This is a genomic window from Amycolatopsis sp. NPDC058986 (assembly GCF_042741125.1).
GTDB lineage: Bacteria > Actinomycetota > Actinomycetes > Mycobacteriales > Pseudonocardiaceae > Amycolatopsis.
Genome location: NZ_JBHYJW010000032.1, coordinates 39,547 through 58,584, shown reverse-complemented (window position 1 = coordinate 58,584; position 19,038 = coordinate 39,547). Strand labels below are relative to the sequence as shown.

Annotated in this window: 14 protein-coding genes and 1 pseudogene; 10 read left to right on the top strand and 5 right to left on the bottom strand. The window is 68.3% G+C overall.

What is annotated here, in order from left to right; all coding sequences use genetic code 11:
* Positions 1-4: 4 nt before the first annotated feature.
* Entirely contained in the window at positions 5-160 is a 156-nt protein-coding gene (locus ACFW0G_RS26370; RefSeq protein ID WP_378328065.1) for a hypothetical protein, read from the bottom strand.
* Between the two features lie 121 nt (positions 161-281).
* Between ACFW0G_RS26370 and ACFW0G_RS26365 the strand changes: the two genes are divergently transcribed.
* Positions 282-1,394, top strand: a complete 1,113-nt coding sequence (locus ACFW0G_RS26365; RefSeq protein WP_378328064.1) for a helix-turn-helix domain-containing protein — start codon at positions 282-284, stop codon at positions 1,392-1,394.
* Positions 1,395-1,537: 143 nt separating this feature from the next.
* Positions 1,538-2,097, top strand: a pseudogene (locus ACFW0G_RS26360) (HD family hydrolase).
* Between the two features lie 387 nt (positions 2,098-2,484).
* Here ACFW0G_RS26360 and ACFW0G_RS26355 read toward each other — a convergent pair.
* On the bottom strand, positions 2,485-3,987 hold the full coding sequence (locus tag ACFW0G_RS26355; protein WP_378328063.1) for an FGGY-family carbohydrate kinase: 1,503 nt from the start codon (positions 3,985-3,987) through the stop codon (positions 2,485-2,487).
* 93 nt (positions 3,988-4,080) lie between these two features.
* Here ACFW0G_RS26355 and ACFW0G_RS26350 point away from each other — a divergent pair, with 93 nt between their 5' ends.
* The 8 genes from ACFW0G_RS26350 (at position 4,081) to ACFW0G_RS26315 (ending at position 14,803) form a co-directional block, all read left to right on the top strand.
* Positions 4,081-5,073 (top strand): LacI family DNA-binding transcriptional regulator, encoded by a 993-nt coding sequence (locus tag ACFW0G_RS26350; RefSeq protein WP_378328062.1) that lies wholly within the window; start codon positions 4,081-4,083, stop codon positions 5,071-5,073.
* A 168-nt stretch (positions 5,074-5,241) separates the two neighbouring features.
* Entirely contained in the window at positions 5,242-6,765 is a 1,524-nt protein-coding gene (locus ACFW0G_RS26345) for a sugar ABC transporter ATP-binding protein (RefSeq protein ID WP_378328110.1), read from the top strand.
* The gene (locus tag ACFW0G_RS26340) at positions 6,762-7,799 is read left to right on the top strand and encodes an ABC transporter permease (RefSeq protein WP_378328061.1); all 1,038 of its coding nucleotides are present in this window, start codon (positions 6,762-6,764) and stop codon (positions 7,797-7,799) included. The genes ACFW0G_RS26345 and ACFW0G_RS26340 overlap by 4 nt, the downstream gene beginning before the upstream one ends.
* A gap of 23 nt (positions 7,800-7,822) precedes the next feature.
* Positions 7,823-8,833: a substrate-binding domain-containing protein gene (locus tag ACFW0G_RS26335; protein ID WP_378328060.1), complete on the top strand. Its 1,011-nt coding sequence runs from the start codon at positions 7,823-7,825 to the stop codon at positions 8,831-8,833.
* 161 nt (positions 8,834-8,994) lie between these two features.
* Positions 8,995-11,445 carry a glycoside hydrolase family 172 protein gene (locus tag ACFW0G_RS26330; RefSeq protein ID WP_378328059.1) on the top strand — a complete coding sequence of 817 codons (2,451 nt, stop codon included), beginning with the start codon at positions 8,995-8,997 and terminating at the stop codon, positions 11,443-11,445.
* Positions 11,446-11,588: 143 nt separating this feature from the next.
* Complete coding sequence (locus tag ACFW0G_RS26325; RefSeq protein ID WP_378328058.1) at positions 11,589-13,001, top strand: L-fucose/L-arabinose isomerase family protein; 1,413 nt, start codon at positions 11,589-11,591, stop codon at positions 12,999-13,001.
* A gap of 5 nt (positions 13,002-13,006) precedes the next feature.
* Positions 13,007-13,951, top strand: coding sequence for a family 43 glycosylhydrolase (locus tag ACFW0G_RS26320; protein WP_378328057.1), 945 nt, complete (start codon positions 13,007-13,009; stop codon positions 13,949-13,951).
* A gap of 99 nt (positions 13,952-14,050) precedes the next feature.
* On the top strand, positions 14,051-14,803 hold the full coding sequence (locus ACFW0G_RS26315) for a sulfite exporter TauE/SafE family protein (RefSeq protein WP_378328056.1): 753 nt from the start codon (positions 14,051-14,053) through the stop codon (positions 14,801-14,803).
* Here ACFW0G_RS26315 and ACFW0G_RS26310 read toward each other — a convergent pair.
* The 3 genes from ACFW0G_RS26310 to ACFW0G_RS26300 all read right to left on the bottom strand — a co-directional run bounded on the left by ACFW0G_RS26310 (position 14,778) and on the right by ACFW0G_RS26300 (position 18,946).
* Entirely contained in the window at positions 14,778-14,930 is a 153-nt protein-coding gene (locus ACFW0G_RS26310) for a hypothetical protein (RefSeq protein ID WP_378328055.1), read from the bottom strand. The genes ACFW0G_RS26315 and ACFW0G_RS26310 overlap by 26 nt on opposite strands.
* 84 nt (positions 14,931-15,014) lie before the next feature.
* Positions 15,015-15,800: a DeoR/GlpR family DNA-binding transcription regulator gene (locus tag ACFW0G_RS26305; RefSeq protein WP_378328054.1), complete on the bottom strand. Its 786-nt coding sequence runs from the start codon at positions 15,798-15,800 to the stop codon at positions 15,015-15,017.
* 131 nt (positions 15,801-15,931) lie between these two features.
* Entirely contained in the window at positions 15,932-18,946 is a 3,015-nt protein-coding gene (locus tag ACFW0G_RS26300) for an endo-alpha-N-acetylgalactosaminidase family protein (protein ID WP_378328053.1), read from the bottom strand.
* Positions 18,947-19,038 lie beyond the last annotated feature (92 nt).

Here is a 19,038-nt window from a genome sequence, read left to right as displayed (position 1 = left end):
GCGCTCATGGTCGGCGCTCCAGCTGGTCGCCGATGTTTTCCTCAGCCCGGTCAGGTTGCTGGCGCTCTGCTTCGGCAGCCAACTGCTGGTGAAGCTGCTGCGCGGCCATCACGCGCGCCGCGATCTCAAGCCCGTCGGTGCCCTTTCCCGTCACGTTCACCGCGCACCGCCCCTTTGTTCCAGACGCTTCCGACCCTGGTTCTCCCTCAGGTAGCCTTGTCGTCACACGGCGTCATCGGAATAGGGTCGCCGTTTGCAGGGGTTTGCAGACTGGTGGTCATGTGAGCGGGCTGGGCGAACGACTGAAAGCGGCACGGAACGCGGCGGGCATCAGCCTGGCCGCTATGGCAGCAAAGACCCACTACAGCAAGCCATACCTCAGCCAGCTTGAAGGCGGAACCCGGACCGTCAAGCCCGCCCATGTCACCGCTTACTCGCGCGCGTTGAGCATCTCCGTAGAGTCACTGTACGGCCCCGCCCTCGACCCGCTCCGAGTCGCGCACGAATGGCTTGTGGCCGATACGCCGGTGGCACAGCACCGGCAGGCCGGCCGACGCGTCGGAGAAAGTCTCGTCGGTGAGTTGGAGCGTCGTGTTGTGGAGCTTCGCCATCTTGATGACACGGTGGGTGGAGGCGACCTCATCCCACTCGTGCGGCGCGAGCTGGCCGAGGCGGCGGCGGTTGTGAGGTGCGGAAGCTATCCCGGGTCCGTCGGACGGCGGCTCCGCGTAGTGGTTGGCGAACTGGCGCAGTTGGCAGGATGGGTTGCGAGTGACGCGGGGGCTTACGTAGAAGCCGAGCAGACCTACCTCAGCGGTGTCTCGGCGGCACAGGAGGCAGGGGACACTGTCCTGGCTGGACAGCTCCTTTCGTCACTGTCGTACCAGATCTCAAACGTGGGCAATCCAGCCGACGCGGCGCTCCTGGCGAAGAGCGCCGTAGCTGGTGCCCGCGACGCCTCGCCGGTTGTGCGGGCGCTGCTTCTGGAGCGCGTTGCGTGGGCCAGCGCACGCTCTCGCGACCGGGACGCAGCTCGGCGAGCACTCGACGCGGTCGATAATGCCTTTGCGGCTCGCGTGCCGGGCATCCCAGAGCCGGAGTGGGTCTACTGGATGTCCCGGGACGAGATCGACGTCATGGCGGCACGATGCCTGATCGAACTCGGCGACCCGGCGAGCGTGTCGCCGCTGCTGAGTGCCGCCATCAACGACTATGACGCGGGCCATGCACGCGAGAAGGCCCTGTATCAAACATGGCTCGCGGAGTCGTACGCCCGAGCGGGCGAATTGGATGCGGCGCGCAATGTCATCGAACGAGCCCGAACAACAACAGCCGGGGTGAACTCCGCACGGCTAGCGGGTCGGGTCGAGGAGATCGAACAACTTGTGCGTTAGTCGCTCTTCCTCCGAGCGGTAGCCGCTACACGACCGGGCGAGCAGGGGCCAGCCGACCGGCTGTTCGCGATTCGCCAAAGGCGGACGCCCCCAGCCCGGGGTTACGGTGCCTCAATGCGCATCGCCGACCGATAAGGAGAAACGTGACCGACCACGCCGAAGGCATCGCCACATTCAGCTACGAGCTGGCTTGCTCAAGCGCATTTGGCGCGCCGGGTGGTGGCAAGTCGGCGTGCGTGATCCCGAATCGGTCGCCGAGCACAGCCTGCGAGCCGCGCAGCTTGCGGCGCTCCTGGCCGCCGAAGAAGGCTGCAACCCCGAACGAGCCGCGTACCTGGCGATCTGGCATGACGCTCAAGAGACGCGAACCGGCGACCTGCCGCACACCGCCAAGCCATACCTGACCAAACCCGACCCCCGCGCAGTCACCCATGACCAGACCGCGCCGCTCCCACAACCAGCACGCGACTCCGTGCGCGCCGCCGTAGAAGAGTACGAGAACGCCGCCACGCCGGAAGCACTGTGCGCCAAGGACGCGGACAAACTGGAGATGCTGCTTCAAGCGGTGGAGTACCGCGAGATCGGCGCGCAGCGCGTAGACGGCTGGATCGGAAGCGCCTGCAAGGGACTCAGCACCGCGACCGCACGGCGCGTCGCAGAGATCGCCACAACGCTGTCTCCGCTGGCGTGGCGCGAACGCTAGACCGACCCGGCCAGACTCCCCATCGACACCAACCTTGTCCTTTGTGGACTTTTGCGCTGTGAAGGGGTCCTTTAGTGCGTTGGATGCTATGAAGGTCCCCTTCAGGGCCTTCGTGGTGTCTCGCCTCACGTACGAGCGAAGTCGCCCTCGCGAGCATATGCGACCGGTGGATCCAGGTTGATCGTCCGAACGGAGCATTCACGACATGCGACGCTGCCGCGCGACGGCTCACCACCACGACGAACCCCGTGAGCAACACACACCACGCGAGTCACGCACTCCCGGACCCCGCCGAACGCCCTGAAGGGAGCCTTCACAGCGTTCAACGCCCTCAAGGACCCCTTCAGAGCACCATAATCCACAAAGGACAAACGGGCGGCCCCGAGGCTACGGCGTCTCAGCAGCACGCTGTTGAGCGGCGAGGAAATGCGTGGTCTCCGCCGTCGCGTTGTAGAGCGCGCGGTAATGCCGATAGAACTCGTCGTACCGCGCGGTCAGCGCCGGATCGGGTTCGACGGTCGAGGCGATCGGGTTCCAGCGCGCGGCGTCGACCTCGACGCCGGCGCCTTCCGCCGCGAGCAATGCATCGCCGAGGCAAGCGCCGATCGTCTCGGCGGGCACCTGCTGCGCCAACCCGGTCACGTCCGAGACGATGCGGGTCCAGAGCCCGCCGGTGGTCCCGCCGCCGACCGCGACCAGCCGCCCGGCCGCGCCCCCGGCCTGTTCCATCGCCTCGAAGTTGTGCCGGACGCCGTACGCGATGCCCTCCAGCGCCGCCCGGTACAGCTCGGCCGTGCCGTGCCCGGTGGTCAGCCCGGCGAAGATGCCCCGCGCGTCGGGGTCGAACAGCGGCGTGCGCTCCCCCGCGAAGTACGGCAGCAGCAGCAAACCCCGGCTGCCCGCCGGGACTTCGGCCGCCTGCGCGACGAGTTCCGCGTAGTCGCGGCCGAAAAGCTTGCGCAGCCAGTCGGTGATCGAGCCGGACGTCGCCATCCCGGCGGCGAGCGTGAAACTGCCCGGCGTGACGCCGCGGGTGCCCCACAGTCCGGGATGCGGACGCGGTTCGGTCAGCACCTGAATGAGGAACATCGTGGTGCCGTACATGACCATGACGTCACCAGGTTCGCGAACACCGACGCTCGTCGCCTCCGCCCAGGCATCGACGGTGCCCGCGACGACCGGGAGCCCACGAGGCAGGCCGGTCCGCTCGGCGGCCTCGGCACTGACCTCGCCCGCGATTTCCCCTGGCCACAACAGATCCGGCAGCGGCAGGTCGGGCGCGACCCGTTCGGCCCAGTCCCGTGCCCAGTCCCCGGCGGCGAGGTCGTACATCGGCGTGCACTGGCTGGCCGAATGGTGATCCAGCACGTACCGCCCGGTGAGCCGGTGCACCACGAACGAACTCGCCATCAGCAGCATCTTCGCGCGGCGATGGACGTCGGGTTCGTGCCGGGCGAGCCAGCGCAGTTTCGGCCCGACCGCCTGGCTCGTCAGCGGCGAGCCACCGCGCGCGACGATGTCCGCCGCGCCCAGTTCGTCGTCCAGTTCGGCGATCTCGGTGACCGCGCGGGTGTCGACGCCGTAGAGGATCGCCGGACGCAGCGGCGTACCCCGTTCGTCGGCGGGCAGCAGGCACGGCCCGATCCCGCTGACCCCGAGTCCGGCCAGCTCGCGCCCCTCGGCCGCGCGCAGCAATTCCCCGGTGATCGCGGTGAAATCGCGCCACCAGACGTCTTCCGCGTCGTGCTCGACCCATCCGGGATGCGGCGTCGACACGGTGTGCTCGCGGACCGCCCTGGCGAGCACCGTGCCCGCCGGGTCGACCAGCACGCCCTTCGAACTCGACGTCCCGATGTCCACTCCGAGCAACAGACCCGTGCGCGGTGACATCAGACCTCCAGCCACGGCCGACGTTCGGGAAATCGATTACCACGCTATGGTGAAAGCCTCAGATGTGTCAATGCACGGCAGAGGACGACGCAGGTGGCGACGATATCCGACGTGGCAGCGCTGGCCGGGGTGTCCACCGCGACAGTGTCCAGGGTGCTGAACGGAAAGTCCACAGTGGACCCGGCGCTGGCCGAGCGGGTGGCCCGTGCCGCCGAAGAGCTCAGCTATACGCCGAATGGCCTCGCGCGCAACCTGCGCCGCCGCGAAACCGCCGTGCTGGCATTGATCATCTCCGACGTCGAGAACCCGTTCTTCACCGCGATCGCGCGCGGCGTCGAGGACACCGCGCAGGCCGCCGGGTACTCGGTCATGCTGTGCAACTCCGACGAGAACCCGGCGAAGGAACGCCGGTACGTCGAGGTCGCGGCCATGGAACGGCTGGCGGGCGTGATCATGTCGCCCACCACGCCGGACAGCGACGTCCAGCCGCTGCTCGACCATCGCACGCCGATCGTCACCGTCGACCGGCGGCTGCGCTCCGCCGACTGCGACGCCGTGCTCGTCGACTCCCGGGCAGCCGCCAAGGAGGCGACACTGCATCTCGCCGAACGGGGCTACGAGCGGATCGGCTGCATCGCGGGCCCCGCCGGGGTCACGACCGCGGACGATCGGCTCGCCGGATTCCGCGACGGTATCCGGGCCGCCCAGGCCAAGTCCTCGCCCCGCTGGGTACGACGATGCGAATTCCGTGGCATCGCCGGACGTCAAGCGGCCGAACACCTGCTGTCACTCCCCGAACCGCCGGACGCGTTGCTCGTGTCGAGCAGCACGATGGCCGTCGGCGTCCTGCAAGCACTGGCGGACAGGGGTCTGCACGCGGGCAGGGACGTCGGGATCGTCGCCTTCGACGACGCGCCGTGGACGACGTTGATCGATCCGGCGCTGACCGTGGTCGCCCAGCCGGCGAGCGCGATCGGCCAGCTCGCCGCGCGGCTCCTCCTGGCGCGGATCACCGAGGGCACCAAGACGACCAGCACCACGACCATGCGGGCACAGCTGCTCATCCGCGACAGCTCCCACCGCTGAGGAACGCTGGGCCGTTTCGCCCAACCTGGGCAAACGTGCCCGAAGTGACGCTTGACACAGTCAGGACTCCACACCTAGCGTTTTGAGTAATCGATTACCCGTCACCTCCCGCCGACGTGAGGTGTTTGGGAGGTGTCCGTGAGCGTCCCCACCGCACCGCTGGTCGCGATGACCGGCATCAGCAAGGCGTACGGCGGCACCCGCGCCTGCGACGACGTCGACCTGACGGTGCGCGCCGGTGAAGTCCACGCCCTGCTCGGGGAGAACGGGGCGGGCAAGTCGACCCTGATGCGCATCCTGTCCGGCGACGTCACCGATCACCACGGCACTATCGCGATCGAGGGCGCACCGGTGAGTTTCGGCTCGCCGCACGACGCGCAGCGCGCCGGGATCGCGATGATCCCGCAGGAACTCGACCTGGTGCCGGGGCTGTCGATCGCGGCGAACATCTTCCTCGGCCGCGAACTCCGCACCCGCGCGGGCGTGATCGACATCCGCCGGATGAACCGCGAGACCGGAAACCTCTTGTCGCGCACGGGAATCACGCTCGATCCGAAGCGGCTCGTCGGCGAACTGCGCACCGGTGAACAGCAGCTCGTCGCGATCGCCAAGGCACTCGCGCTGGACGCGAAGGTGCTGATCATGGACGAACCGACGTCCGCGCTCTCGCCGGCCGAGGTGGACCGGATGTTCGCGGTGATCACCGAACTCCGTGCGGCGGGCGCCGGCGTCGTCTACATCTCGCACCGCATGGACGAGATCAGCCGGATCGCCGATCGGGCCACGGTCCTGCGCAACGGCCGCGTCGCCGCCGCCTTCGACACCGCCGACCTGACCGTCGCCCAGGTGACCGAGGCACTGGTCGGCCGTCCGGTGCAGACCCTGTTCCGCACCGACCACGGCCGCACCGGACGGGAACTGTTGCGGCTCAACGATTTCGCGCTCCAGCCACGCCGCGTCCGGCCCGGCAGGCGCGAACCGAACGGCATCACGCTGAGCGTGCACGCCGGCGAGATCGTCGGGCTCGGCGGGCTGCTGGGTTCGGGACGCACCGAACTGCTGGAGACGCTCTTCGGCGCGGGCACCCCGGGCCGCTGGCACGGCGAAGTGCGGGTCCGCGACAGCGTGGTGCGACCACGTGGCCCACGGCAGGCGATGCGGCTGGGCATGGCGATGGTGCCCGAGGACCGCCGGATCTCCGGCCTGGCCCTGCCGCACTCGATCCGCGCCAACGCCGTCTTGTCCATAGTGGACAGAATCGCGGTCGGCGGCTACGTGCCCCGGCGCCGGGAGTCCGGGGAGGTCCGCCGCGTCGTCGACGAGCTGAAGATCAAGATCGGCGCGCTCGGCGATCCGGTGAACACGCTGTCCGGGGGCAACCAGCAGAAGGTCGTCCTGGGGAGAGCACTGCTCACCGAACCGAGCCTCCTGCTGCTGGACGAGCCGACCCGCGGTGTCGACGTCGGAGCCAAAGCCGAGATCTACCAGCTGCTTTCGGAGGCGGCGGCGCGCGGGATCGGGGTCCTGCTCGCGTCCTCGGAGCCCGCCGAGCTGGTCGGGCTGTGCGACCGCGTGATCGTGCTGCACGACGGCCGCAGTGTCCGCGAGCTGGACACGCACGACGCGGGCGAGGCGGAACTGCTCGCCGCGGCGATGGGCGAGGAAATGACTGCCGTGGGGGGAGATTCATGAGCGAGCAGCAGACCGAGATCCGGCCGGAACCGGCGAAGTTCCTGCCGAGCCGCGGCGCCTCCGTCGCGGACACCCTCTTCCGTTTCCAGAGCCTGTTCGGCCTGGTGCTGGTGCTGGTGGCCGCGATCGTGTTCTCCCCGCACCGCGACGGCGAACTGTTGTTCCTGACCAGCGACAACCTGTTCAACGTCGTCCGCGCGACCGCCGAGATCGGGATCATCGCGGTCGGGATGACGTTCGTGATCCTGATCGGCGGCATCGACCTGTCGGTGGGCGCGGTGCTCGGGCTCGCCGCGGTCGGCTCGGCCGTGCTCATGGTGCACGACGGCTTCGGTGTCCTCCCGACCGTACTGCTCGTCCTGCTCGCCGGGCTGGTTTTCGGTCTGCTGCAAGGGATCGCGTCGGCGGTGTTCGGCATCCAGGCGTTCATCGTGACGCTGGCGGGGCTGCAGATCGCGCGCGGGCTCGCCCGGATCTGGTCCGGCGGCCAGGGTGTCGCGATCGCGTACGGCGACGGCCCCGGCGAAGCGCCCGTGACGTTCTCGCTGCTCGGTGAGCGTACGTTCAACGGTCTCGTGCCGATCCCCGCGATCATCTTCGTGATCGTCGCCGCGCTCGCGATCATCTTCCTGCGCACCAGCGCGTTCGCCCGGCACCTGTACGCGATCGGCGGCAACGAGAAGGCCGCTCGGCTCTCCGGTGTCGCGGTCACCCGGGTGAAGGTGCTGGTGTTCGGCCTGTGCGGGCTGCTGTCCGCGCTGGCCGGGATCATCCACGCCGGACAGCTCAACCAGGGCAGCCCCAACGACGGCAGCGGTTACGAACTCGACGCGATCGCGGCGGTCGTCGTCGGCGGGACGGCGCTGCAGGGCGGCCGCGGTTCGGTCGTCGGCACCGTCGCCGGCGCGCTGCTGCTCGGCGTGCTCAACAACATCCTGGCGCTCAACAGCGTCGATCCGAACGTGCAGCTGCTCATCAAGGGCCTCGTCATCGTGGCCGCCGCGGGCCTGCAACGACTCCGGCCCACACCGTGAGCCCGGAAACTGGGAGGTATCCGATGTCCGTCCGCGCACGCACCCATCTCACCGTCACCGCGCTGGCCGTGCTGGCTCTCACGGCGAGCGCCTGCGGCACCACCAGCGAGAACTCCGGACAGGGCAAGCAGACCGGACCCAGCCAGGCCGCCTGCAAGGGCGCGGGCGGCAGCTTCGTCATCGGGATGAGCCAGGCCAACCTGTCGGAGCCCTACCGCCAGCAGATGAACGACGACATCACGCGCGCGGCGAAGAGCGTCCCGCAGTTCACCGTCAAGTTCGCCGATGCCCAGCAGGACAACAGCAAACAGGTCGCCGACGTCGAGAACTTCATGACGCAGAAGATCGATCTGCTGATCATCAGCCCGAACGAGGCGACCCCGCTCACCGCGGTGGTGAAGAAGGCCTACGACAAGGGAATCCCGGTGCTGGTGCTCGACCGGAAGGTCGACGGTGACGGCTACACGCAGTGGATCGGCGCGGACAACGTCGAGATCGGCAAGCGGGCCGGACAGTTCATGGCCGAGAAGATCCTGCCGCAGGGCGGGAAGATCGCCGAGATCCGCGGGCTCGCCGGGTCGACCCCGGCGAAGGAACGTCAGGACGGTTTCGCGCAGGGGATCCAGGGCAAGAACATCGACATCGTGTCCACAGTGGACGGCGACTGGCTGCGCGAGAAGGGCCAGCAGCAGGCGGACGCGGTGTTCAAGGCCCACCCCGAGATCCAGGCGGTGTACTCGCAGAACGACCCGATGGCCGAAGGCGCCTACCTCGCCGCGAAGGCCGCCGGGATCGATCAGAAGCTGAAGTTCATCGGGATCGACGGGCTGCCCATCCCGTCCGGCGGAATCAAGGCCGTCGAGGCGGGACGGCTCGCCGCGACGTTCGTCTACCCCACCGGCGGCCGTGAAGCCGTCGCGTCGGCGAAGCAGCTCTTGATCGACTGCAAGCAGCTCCCGAAGACGCAGATGCTGCAAACCCTGCAGGTCACCAAGGAAAACGCGGCCGAGGCCTACGCGAAGGGCAACAGCTAGGACTTTCCCCGGTCCCCACCGGTAGAGCACCACCGCCCCTCTCTATTCCCGCCCATCCCAACCCGCCCCTCCCCTAACCCCTCCCCATCCCCACCGATCGGAGTGTCGCCATGCGCGCCCGAAGAGCCCGTCACGCCCACAGATCACTACTGATAGCAGCTATGACAGCACTGAGCGTAGTAGGATTCACCGCCACACCGGCCGGCGCGCAGCCCGACCGGCCGCCTTCGCCTGCTTCGGTGGGCCCGATCGGCTGGGACGTCTATCGCTCGCTGGACGCGATGGCGGCGCTGCGGCCGGGTGCGCAGAGCAAGCAGTTCTCCAGCTTCGACCGCACCGGCGGCAACGAGGACGGCTTCGGCGGCGTGTACAGCTGCCTGCGGATCACCGCCGAGGGCTGTGTGATCGCGGAGAAGACCGGCGCCGGTGAGATCGAGAGCATGTGGTTCACCCGCGACTACGGGAACATGGTCAACAACGGCAAGCTCAAGGTCGAACTCGACGGCCGAGCGGTGCTGGACTCCTCGCTCCAGGACATTGTGGACGGACGGCTCGGCGCGCCGTTCGTCTGGCCGCTGGTGGGCAACGGCGACGACACCTCGGGCGGTTCGGTGATCAAGGTCCCGATGCCGTACCAGCACTCGATGCGGGTCACCGTCCAGCACAACCCGCTCTTCTACCACGTCACCTACCGCGAGTTCCCCGACGCGGCGGGAGTGCGTACCTTCGACCCGCGTGATCGGGCACTCGACGTCGTGGATCGCTTGCGGGGCTTCGGGATCCGCGATCCGAAACCAGCCGCGAGCCGGGCGAGGACGAGTTCGGGCACCGCGGACATCCCCGACGGCGGCACGGCGAAGTTCGCCTCACTCGGCGGTCCGGGGACGATCAGCCAGCTCCGGGTGACGCTGCCCCAGCTGATCTCCGAGCCCCGGGTCCGGGACGACGGCCGGGCGTTCGGCGCCGGCGGGCACAGCTCGTTCCGCGTCGCGATCGACCCGGCCAACACCGGCGTCCGGCTGACCCGGCGCCCGGATCCCGCGATCGGCCATCAGGTCGCCGACGTGTCCGTCGACGGCAAACCCGCCGGGCGGTGGACGACCGGTGCCCCGACCCCGCGCGGCGTGTGGGCGGATCAGGTGCTCGACCTCCCGCCGAGCCTGACCGCGGGCAAATCGGCGCTGACCATCACCAACACCTTCGTCTCGTCGGACCTCGACATCAACGAGTTCCGCTACGACGTGCATTCCCGAGTGGACGGAAGGTGGCGGCGCACCGACGTCCTCGACCTCGGCCCGCAGCACCCCGGCGAGGAGAAGGCGCACGGCTACCAGCTGACCATGCAGAGCTGGAACGGCTTCCAGATCTACCGGTACCAGCGTGATCCCGCGAAGCTGGCGGCTTCGCAGGCAGTGCTGTCCGGCGCCCGGCTGCGGATCACCTTCGACGGGAAGACCACAGTGGACTCCCCGCTCGGCGAGTTCTTCGGCTCCGGGCTCGGCAAGTTCGACGGCCGCACGATGCTGTCCTCGATCGACGCCACCGACGGCGGCGCGCTCACCGCGTGGTGGCCGATGCCCTACCGCCAGGGCGCGATCGTCGAGCTGGTGAACCAGAGCGGCCAGCCGATCACGCAGGCCACCGTCGAGGTCACCGCAGCGCCTACACCCGCCGTCGACGCCGGTCTGCGGCCCGGCGGCGGTCTCGGCTACTTCACCGCGACCAGCCACAAAGGACTGACGCAGAACGGCGCGGACTGGACGATCCTGCAGGCCGCCGGACGCGGCGTGTTCTACGGCGTCACGCAGAGCATGACCGGGCTTATCACCTCCGGCAACCGGCGGGATTATCTGGAAGGCGACGAGCGCGTCTACGTCGACGGCGTCGGCAGCCCGCAATGGCACGGCACCGGGACGGAGGACTTCTTCGAATCCGGCTGGTATTTCCGCGACGGCACGAACTTCGCGATGCCGTTGACCGGGAACCCGGCGTACAAACTGGACGGTGACGGCTGCCGCTACGACTGCACCGGTGCCGTCCGCCTGATGGCAGGCGACGCCGTGCCGTTCTCCTCGGCGCTGACCTTCGGCATCGAACACGGTCCTGCGAACAACGAGCCGGCCGAGTACAGCACCACCGCGTACTGGTACGGGCAGCCCGACGCGGGGATGCGCCAGACCGACCTGGTGGACGCGGGGAACGACACCAGCCGGGACGACCACGACTACACCGCCGAGGGCGAGACCCGGGGCACACTGACGTCGACCTTCGAAGGCACCCAGGTCCCAGGTCCGGTGGCCAGGGCGAGCACGGCTTCGACCGGCGCGGTGTCCTTCACCATGGCGCTGGATCCGCGCAACGCGGGCGCGCGGTTGTTGCGGATCGGCGACCAGAACGCGGCCTACCAGCAGGCCGCGGTGTATGTCGACGGCAGACAGGTCGGCACCTGGACGCAGCCTCTGGGGAACACCACGCACCGCTGGCTCGAAGACACCTTCGCGCTCCCGGCGAGCGTCACCGGCGGCCGGTCCTCGATCGACGTGCGGATCGTGCCCGCGAAGGGCGCCCCGGCCTGGTCGGCCGCGCAATACCGGCTGGAGGTGCTGACCTGACCCACCGGCACCGCGGACCACTCTGCCTACTAAGCCGACCAAAAGGAGGCGGAGACGATTCGCAGCCGGTTTGCTTGTATAGACCCGTTTCCGCCGTGGCTGTGGTCGGATTAGTAGCGAACGGCACAGTGTTTGGAGGACACATGGCACGCATCGGCGTGATCAACATTTCGGACGGGCGTGACTACGTCCACGGCGGCATCGCCGACTTCATCCAGTCCAATGAGGACAAGCTCGTGGCGTCCCTCACCGCCGCGGGGCACGAGGTGGTGAGGGCCCCCTCAGCCGTTTCGGCCAACACCCTCGCCACCTCGCACGCCCGCGAGATCGACGCGGCGAACGTCGATCTCACCGTGTTGCACTACTGCGTCTGGGCGTTCCCGCATTTCACGATGCTGGCCGCCGGCGCGCTGCGCGGTCCGCTGGTGCTGGTCGCGAACACCGATCCGGTGCAACCGGGCATGGTCGGCATGCTCGCGGCGGGCGGCGCGCTCGACCAGATCGGCCGCGCCCACGTCCGGCTGTGGGGCGATCCCGAAGATTCCGCACTGGTCGAGGAAATCGGTGTGCGCGCGAGCGCCGCGTCGGCCGTGTCGCGGCTGCGCGGCTCGACGTTCGGGCGGATCGGCGGACGGCCGATGGGCATGAACACCGCGGTCGCGAACACCGATCAGTGGCAGCGGAAGTTCGGCGTCGACGTCGAAGAGATCGACCAGTGGGAGATCGTCCGGCGAGCCGAGGCCGCGGACGCGGCCGAGAAGGCCAAGGCCCGCGACTGGCTGGAACGGCACGCCACCGTGCGCTACGACGGCAAGAAGCTCACCCCCGAACTGCTGGAACGGCAGATCGGCTCGTACCTCGCGATGCGCGAGCTCATCGACGAATGGCATCTCGATTTCAGCGGTATCAAGGGACAGCCGGAGCTCACCGGCCACTTCGCGACGATGGACGTCGCGGAGGCGTTCCTGAACGACCCGTACGACTGGAACGGTCCAAAAGAGACACACGTGTGCGCGACCGAGGCCGATATGGACGGCGCGCTGACCATGCAGCTGATGAAGCACCTCTCCGGGACGCCGGTGCTCTTCGCCGATGTCCGGCACTACCACGCCGATCGCGACATCTGGGATCTGTGCAACTCCGGGCAGCACGCCACCTGGTTCGCCGCGCGCAGCGACGATCCGGCGGAGAACCTCGCGAAGGTGACGCTCCACCCGGAGGTGTTCTTCTTCCCTGCCGGGGGCGCGTCGGTCGAGCACGTGGCCGCGCCGGGCCGGATGACGCTGGGGCGGCTCACCCGCAAGGACGGCGAGTACCGGCTCCAGCTCATGCTCGGCGAGTTCGAGAACTACGACGAACCCACCACGGCCGCGCTCACCGCGCAGTCCACTCCGGAATGGCCGCACGCGTTCGCCCGTCTCGACGCGCCCGCCGAGACGTTCCTGTCCCGGTTCGGCGCCAACCACATCCACGCGATTCCCGGCGACCGCAGGGCCGAGCTGCGGGCGGTGTGCGAGTTGCTGGACATCACGCTCGACGAATTCACCAGGGAGTGACGACCATGCAGGTGAACAGACGGACGGCGGTGTTGGGCTGCCTCGCGCTGGGTACCACCTTCGGTATGGCGGCGAACGGTGCCACCCCGGCCGGAGCCGCCCCGGCGAAGGACGACTTCACGATCGGGAACTTCGAGAAGATCTACGACCCGAGCGTGGGCGAGAAGGAGCCCTGGTATCTCAACGATCACACGTTCGTCCAGGACACCCGGGGCACCTGGCACGTCTTCGGCATCACGCACGCGGAACCCGCCGATCCCGACCACGAGATCGTCTTCGCCCACGCGACCGCGCCGGAACTGTACGGGCCATGGACGAAACAACCGTTCGCGCTCACGGTCGACCCGGCTTACGGCGAGACGCATCTGTGGGCGCCGCACGTCATCCGCGTCGGCGGCACGTACCACATGTTCTACTGTGGCGGCGGCAAGGAGAACACCAAGTCCGCGATCAACGTGGCGACGTCGCGGGATCTGTTCCACTGGACACGGTATCCGGGCGGCTCGCTGTTCACCGACGGCTACGACGCGCGGGACCCATACGTCATCTGGATCAACGGGCGCTGGGTGTTGTTCTACACCGGCAACACCGAGCCCACCGGCGGTCACCACCTCGTGCTCTACCGCACGAGTTACGACCTCCGGCACTGGAGCGAACGGAAAACGGCGTACGTCTCACCCGAGACGGGAACTTGGGGCGGGCCCACCGAATCGCCGTTCGTGGTGCGGCACGGGCGCTACTGGTACCTGTTCACCGGGCCGCGCCTGGCCTATGCGGGCACGGACGTCTACCGCAGCACCGATCCGCTGCACTTCGAGAACGAGAACCTGGTGGCGCATTTCGCCTCGCACGCGGCGGAAGTGATCCGGGACGACGACGATTGGTACGTCTCGCACGCGGGCTGGGGCCAGGGCGGGCTCTACCTGGCCCCGCTCACCTGGTCACACTGAACCTGTCGCTCGCCTGTCGCGGGAACGCCGCGGCAGGCGAGCCATTACCGGCCGAAAAACCATACGTGTCAAGCGAATTCGCGATGTTAACGTCGCACGATGACGGCGTCCTTCTTCACCCTGCTCATTGTCGCGGGGATAGCCGCCGGACTGTCGGGGGCCATAGCGGGCCTGGCCTCGCTGTTCTCCTATCCGGCGCTCCTCGCGGTCGGCCTGCCCGCGACCGCTGCCAACGTCACCAACACGGTCGCGCTCGCGATCGGCAGCGTCGGCGCGGTCCCCAGTTCACGGCGTGAGCTGTCCGGACAGCTCGGTGCCGCGCGAAGACTGGGTGTCGCGTGTGTACTCGGCAGCGCGGCGGGCGCGGCCCTCGTGCTCGTCAGCCCGCCCGGGGTGTTCGAACGTGTCGTCCCGTTCCTCGTCGGCGCCGCGTCCCTGCTCGTCCTGGTACGGCGTCCGCCCCACGAGGACGCCGAAGCCAGGACCGGCGGAGCCCGGCCGTGGCTGGTCACCGCTGGCGCGTTCGCCGTGTCCGTCTACAGTGGATACTTCGCGGCGGCGTCCGGGGTGGTGATGCTGGCCCTGCTGCTGGCCACCATGCCGGAAAGCCTGCTGCGGGTGAACGCCCTCAAGAACCTCCTGCTCGTCGTGACCGACGTGGTGGCGGCGGCCGGGTTCGCCGCCTTCGGCCCGGTGTCCTGGAGCACCGCGCTCCCGCTGACGATCGGCCTGCTCGCGGGTTCCTGGCTGGGCCCCGTGGTGGCGCGGTGGCTGCCCGCGAAGATCCTGCGGATCGGCATCGCGCTGGCCGGGATCGGCCTGGCGATCAAGCTCGGAGCCGACGCGTTCTGAACCACGGCCACGACGCCCGCTTCGGGACGCGGTGCCGTTCCTTGCGTTCGGCGAACGGGGTCAGCCTGCCCTCGGTGCGGTAGTCCATTTCCACCTGCACCATGTCGAAGATCCAGTCGTGTTTCATACCCTCAGGCTGCCCCTGAGGGACGGGCCACGGCATCGGGTGATCACGCCGTTCCCGGGTGGGAAGGCCCCTTACCCCGCCACTTCAGACGGTAAGGACCTCGACGCCGGCGGCCTCGAAAGCCCTTACCGCGGCCGGGTCGGCGTCGGTGTCCGTGACCAGCGTGTGCACGTCGTGGGTCGCGCAGATCCGGGCGAAGGCGCGGCGGCCAAGCTTCGACCCGTCCGCCACCGCGACGACCCGCTCGGCGCGCTCGACCATGAGCCGGTTGATGCTCGCCTCACCCTCGTGATGCGCGAAAGCGCCGGCTTCGGCGTCGAGCGCGTCCACACCGAGGAAAAGCAGGTCCATCGTCAGCTCGGACAGCACCCGGGTGGCGAGCGGTCCGCTCAGCTCGAAGGACTGCGGCCGCGCGACGCCGCCGGTGACGACGATCTTGACGTTGGGCCGCACGGCGAGTTCGTGCGCGATGTTGAGCGCGTTGGTCACCACGGTCAGCCCCGGCGCGTCACCGCGGCTGGCCAGATCGGCCCGCATCGCCAGCGCCCTGGCCACTCCCGCTGTCGTGGTGCCGCCGTTGAGCCCGACCGCCATGCCCCGTTCGGCGAGCGCGGCCGCGGAAGCGCTGATCCGCTGCTTCTCCGGGACGTGCCGGGCGGTCTTGTACCGCAGCGGCAGGTCGTAGGCGAGGTCGTTGGCGACCGCGCCGCCGCGGGTGCGGGTGAGCAGCTGCTGTTCGGCGAGGTGGTCGAGGTCCCGCCGGATCGTGGCCGCCGACACGTTCAGTTCGGCGGCCACGTCCTCGACGTCGATCTTCTCCCGCTGCCCGAGCATGTCCAGCAGCGTGCTCAACCGTTCGTGCCGGGCCATCGGCGGTGCTCCCTACCTCTGCGGTGCCGCTCGCGGGGTGATCTCCGCGCACTGTGCTGCGCTGTTACACCCTGTTTCGAGCAGTATGCTGCATTCATCGCAGCGCACCACACAGGACCCGCCGGATGGGATCAGCCGATCTCGTCCACCACCAGGTTGTCCAGGATCAGATCGTGGTCCTGGTTCTGCGTTCCCGGGGTCAGTTTCGCGACGCCGATCCAGGCGTCGGCACCACCGTCGACGGTCGCGGTGAACGTCGTCGGCGTGTGGGCCTCGGCGAACGTCGTGCTCGTACCCGCGCCGGTCACGAACGCGTAGTCGCCGGTCTTCGACGCCTCGTAGGTGAACGACACGCGGTAGCGGTGGCCCGGCTCGAAACGCAGTGTCTGCGGCAGTGTCCGGTACACCAGGCCTTGGTTCTCTTCGTGCGATTTCAACGACTCGCCGTCGCCGATGACGTCGTCGACGAGCTTCCCGTTCCAGCCTGCCTGGGTGTACGGCGCGTTCTTCTGTGCGATGTGCGTCCGCGGATCGTCCGGCGCGCCGTCGTTCCCGGCGTAGACGAACGGTCCCCAGCCGGTGTCGACGTGTTCGAAGTCCTCGGCGAAATAGTGCCCGCCCTGCGGCGTCCGTCCGGTTTGGACGACGCGGACGTCGTCGAAGGACACCGCCGGATTCCCGGCCGCCGCCTCCAGTGCCAGCGTCGCGGTCGACTGTCCACTCGGGACGTCGAAGACGACCTTCATCCGTTGCGTGGCCGTCCCGGCGTACTCGCTGGCGCGGACGTAGTTCTTGACCGTCGAGGCGTCCGTCCACTGGGCAACGCGTTTTCCGCCCGCGGGGCTCACGGTGAGGCTCGCCTTGCGTTGCCCCGGCGCCACCTGGACGTTCACCGACGCGGTATAGGTCTTACCGCCAGTGAGCCCGGCGACCTGCTGGGACACGGTGGTTCCCTGGCCACCGTCGATGCGCAACTGTCGCTGTCCGGCCGCGTTCGCGGGTACGGACGCCTTGTTCTTGTCACCGGTGACCTTCCAGGCGTCGAGGTTGCCCGAGTAGAAGGACGGATCCTTCAGGCCGGTGTTGTCACCCCAATTCGCGTCGGCGTTCGGCCCGGGATCGGCCGGGTACACGACGTACGGCGTCTTCGCGACCGCGTCGATGCTGATCTGGCGCGTGGCGTCGACGTTCAGGTCCTTGACGAACCGGCGTCCGGTGTCGGTGAGCTGGTACAGCTTGACCGAACGCTTGGCACCCCAGGACTTCGGCAGTGTCCACTTCGTACTCCCGCCCGCCGGATTCCAGTGGTACAGCTTGGTTTCCTCCTGCTGGCTCCACGGAAGCAGGTACGCGCCGCCGTTCAGCACGAGATGGCCGTCCTTGCTGATCTGCCGGGTGCCGGTCGAGTCGGAGACGCTGACGCCGTCGGACAACGCGATCGTGTGCGGTGCCCATTTCTGGATCGTGAAGCCCTGGAGATACTTGGTGGGCAGGTCGGTGCCGAAGGTCTTGGCGATGAACGCGGGATAACCGGCGCCGCCGACCCAGCCCTCGTACGCGCTCAGTTCACCGCCGCCGAGCAGCGGATCGCCCGCGATCCAGTCGTCCTTCTGGTGGTTGCGGATGAAGCGGACGATCTGGCTGTTGATGCCCTTGTAGTTGCTGCCGCCGTAGTGCACGTCGTTGGCCCAGTGGCTCCAGACGCTCTGGCGCTCGAACTTGTCCGGGAACTCGGTCGCGACGTCGTAGCCGAGGCCGTTCATCTCGCGGGCGAACTTCTCCGAGGTGTAGCCGTCGCCGTACCACGTGTCCACGTAAAGGAAGTCGAGACCGGGGACCTCCTTCTTGAACGCTTCCAGCCGCGAGAGCCGCTTGCCGCTTTGGCCGTCGTAGCGGTAGTTGATGTGGTAGCTCTGGTCGAGCCAGTCCCAGCCGAGGTCTTTCTTGACGTCGTTGGCGATCGCCGGGTCGAACGCGGGCGACACCGGGTACTCCTCGGTGTCCTGGATGTGCACGCCGATGTCGGCGTTGTACCGGCGCGAGTTCTCGACCAGCGCGTTCAGGTCCTTCACGCCGCCCTGGCGCTTGCCGACACCCGCGTAGTCCGGGTGCGCGGAGTCGTGTCCCTCGGAACCGTAGCCCTTGAGCAGTACGAACTGACCGAGGCCGTCGGTGTTGAGCGCGACCCGCTTGGTCTCGTCGAGGCTTTGCGTGAACGGGTGCTCGGCGTTCGAGGCGAAGTTGAACGGGATGCGCATAATCGGCCGCTGGGCCACCTGCTGCCAGCCCCGCGGGTTGGTCATGATGTCGCGGAAGGCGATCGCGCCGTCCTGCCAGTCGACGGCCTTGTCGCCGTTGCGGTCACCGGTGACGACGATCTTGGTGTACGGCAAGGGTTCCGTATCCGTGCGGCTCGCCCCGTTCGCCCGGTACGTCCAGTCGCCACTCCACAACCCGGCGCGCTTGTACGCGCCCTTGTCCGCGATCTGCTTGCGAATCCGGCCGTTGTCCTTGGCGGTCGGCCCGGACGGCGTGTCGTAGGCGGAGTTCGTCTCGATCGACGCCGCGAGCTGCCCGGTGTTGACGATTCCGTACATCGCGCCCGACGGCGCCGCCTCGGCCGGGGCGTCCTTGGTGACCTGCGTGAACGTGTCGCCGGTGCCGGTGGTGGCGTTGTACATCTTGGCCGCGGCGAGCGCGGCACCCGGCTGGTCACTGCGCACCGAGACGAGATTCTGGTCCGGAATGGACAGTGACTTGACGGGGTTCTTCTCGGTGTCCTGGATCCTCGTGATCTTGAAGTCGATCTCACTGCCCTCGAGACCGATCGTCGCGTCCAGCACGACGCCGCCGTACTCCGGGAAGCCGAGCCGATAGCCGACGTGGTCACCGGCCCTCCGGCTGGTCACCTGCGGCGTATACGCGGTCCCGTTGAGGACGACCTTGCCGATCTTGTCCTCGTTCCCGTACAGCTTCGCCCCGCTCCGCGCGTCGGTGTACTCCACGACACGCGGAAACTTCGGGTCGACAGTGACCTTCAGATTCGCCGACCGCAGCGTGACCAGCTGATCGTCCGCGGCGGCCGGAGCCGCCACCCCTCCGGCGGCGACCGCACACAAGGCGGCAAGACAGGCAAGACGGCGCATACGACGGCTCCCACGTCCCCGGCCGGACCCTCTCCGGCCCAGCGTTGCCCCATCCTGCGTTCACAAGTGCACGAAAGTCAAGCAAAACCTCC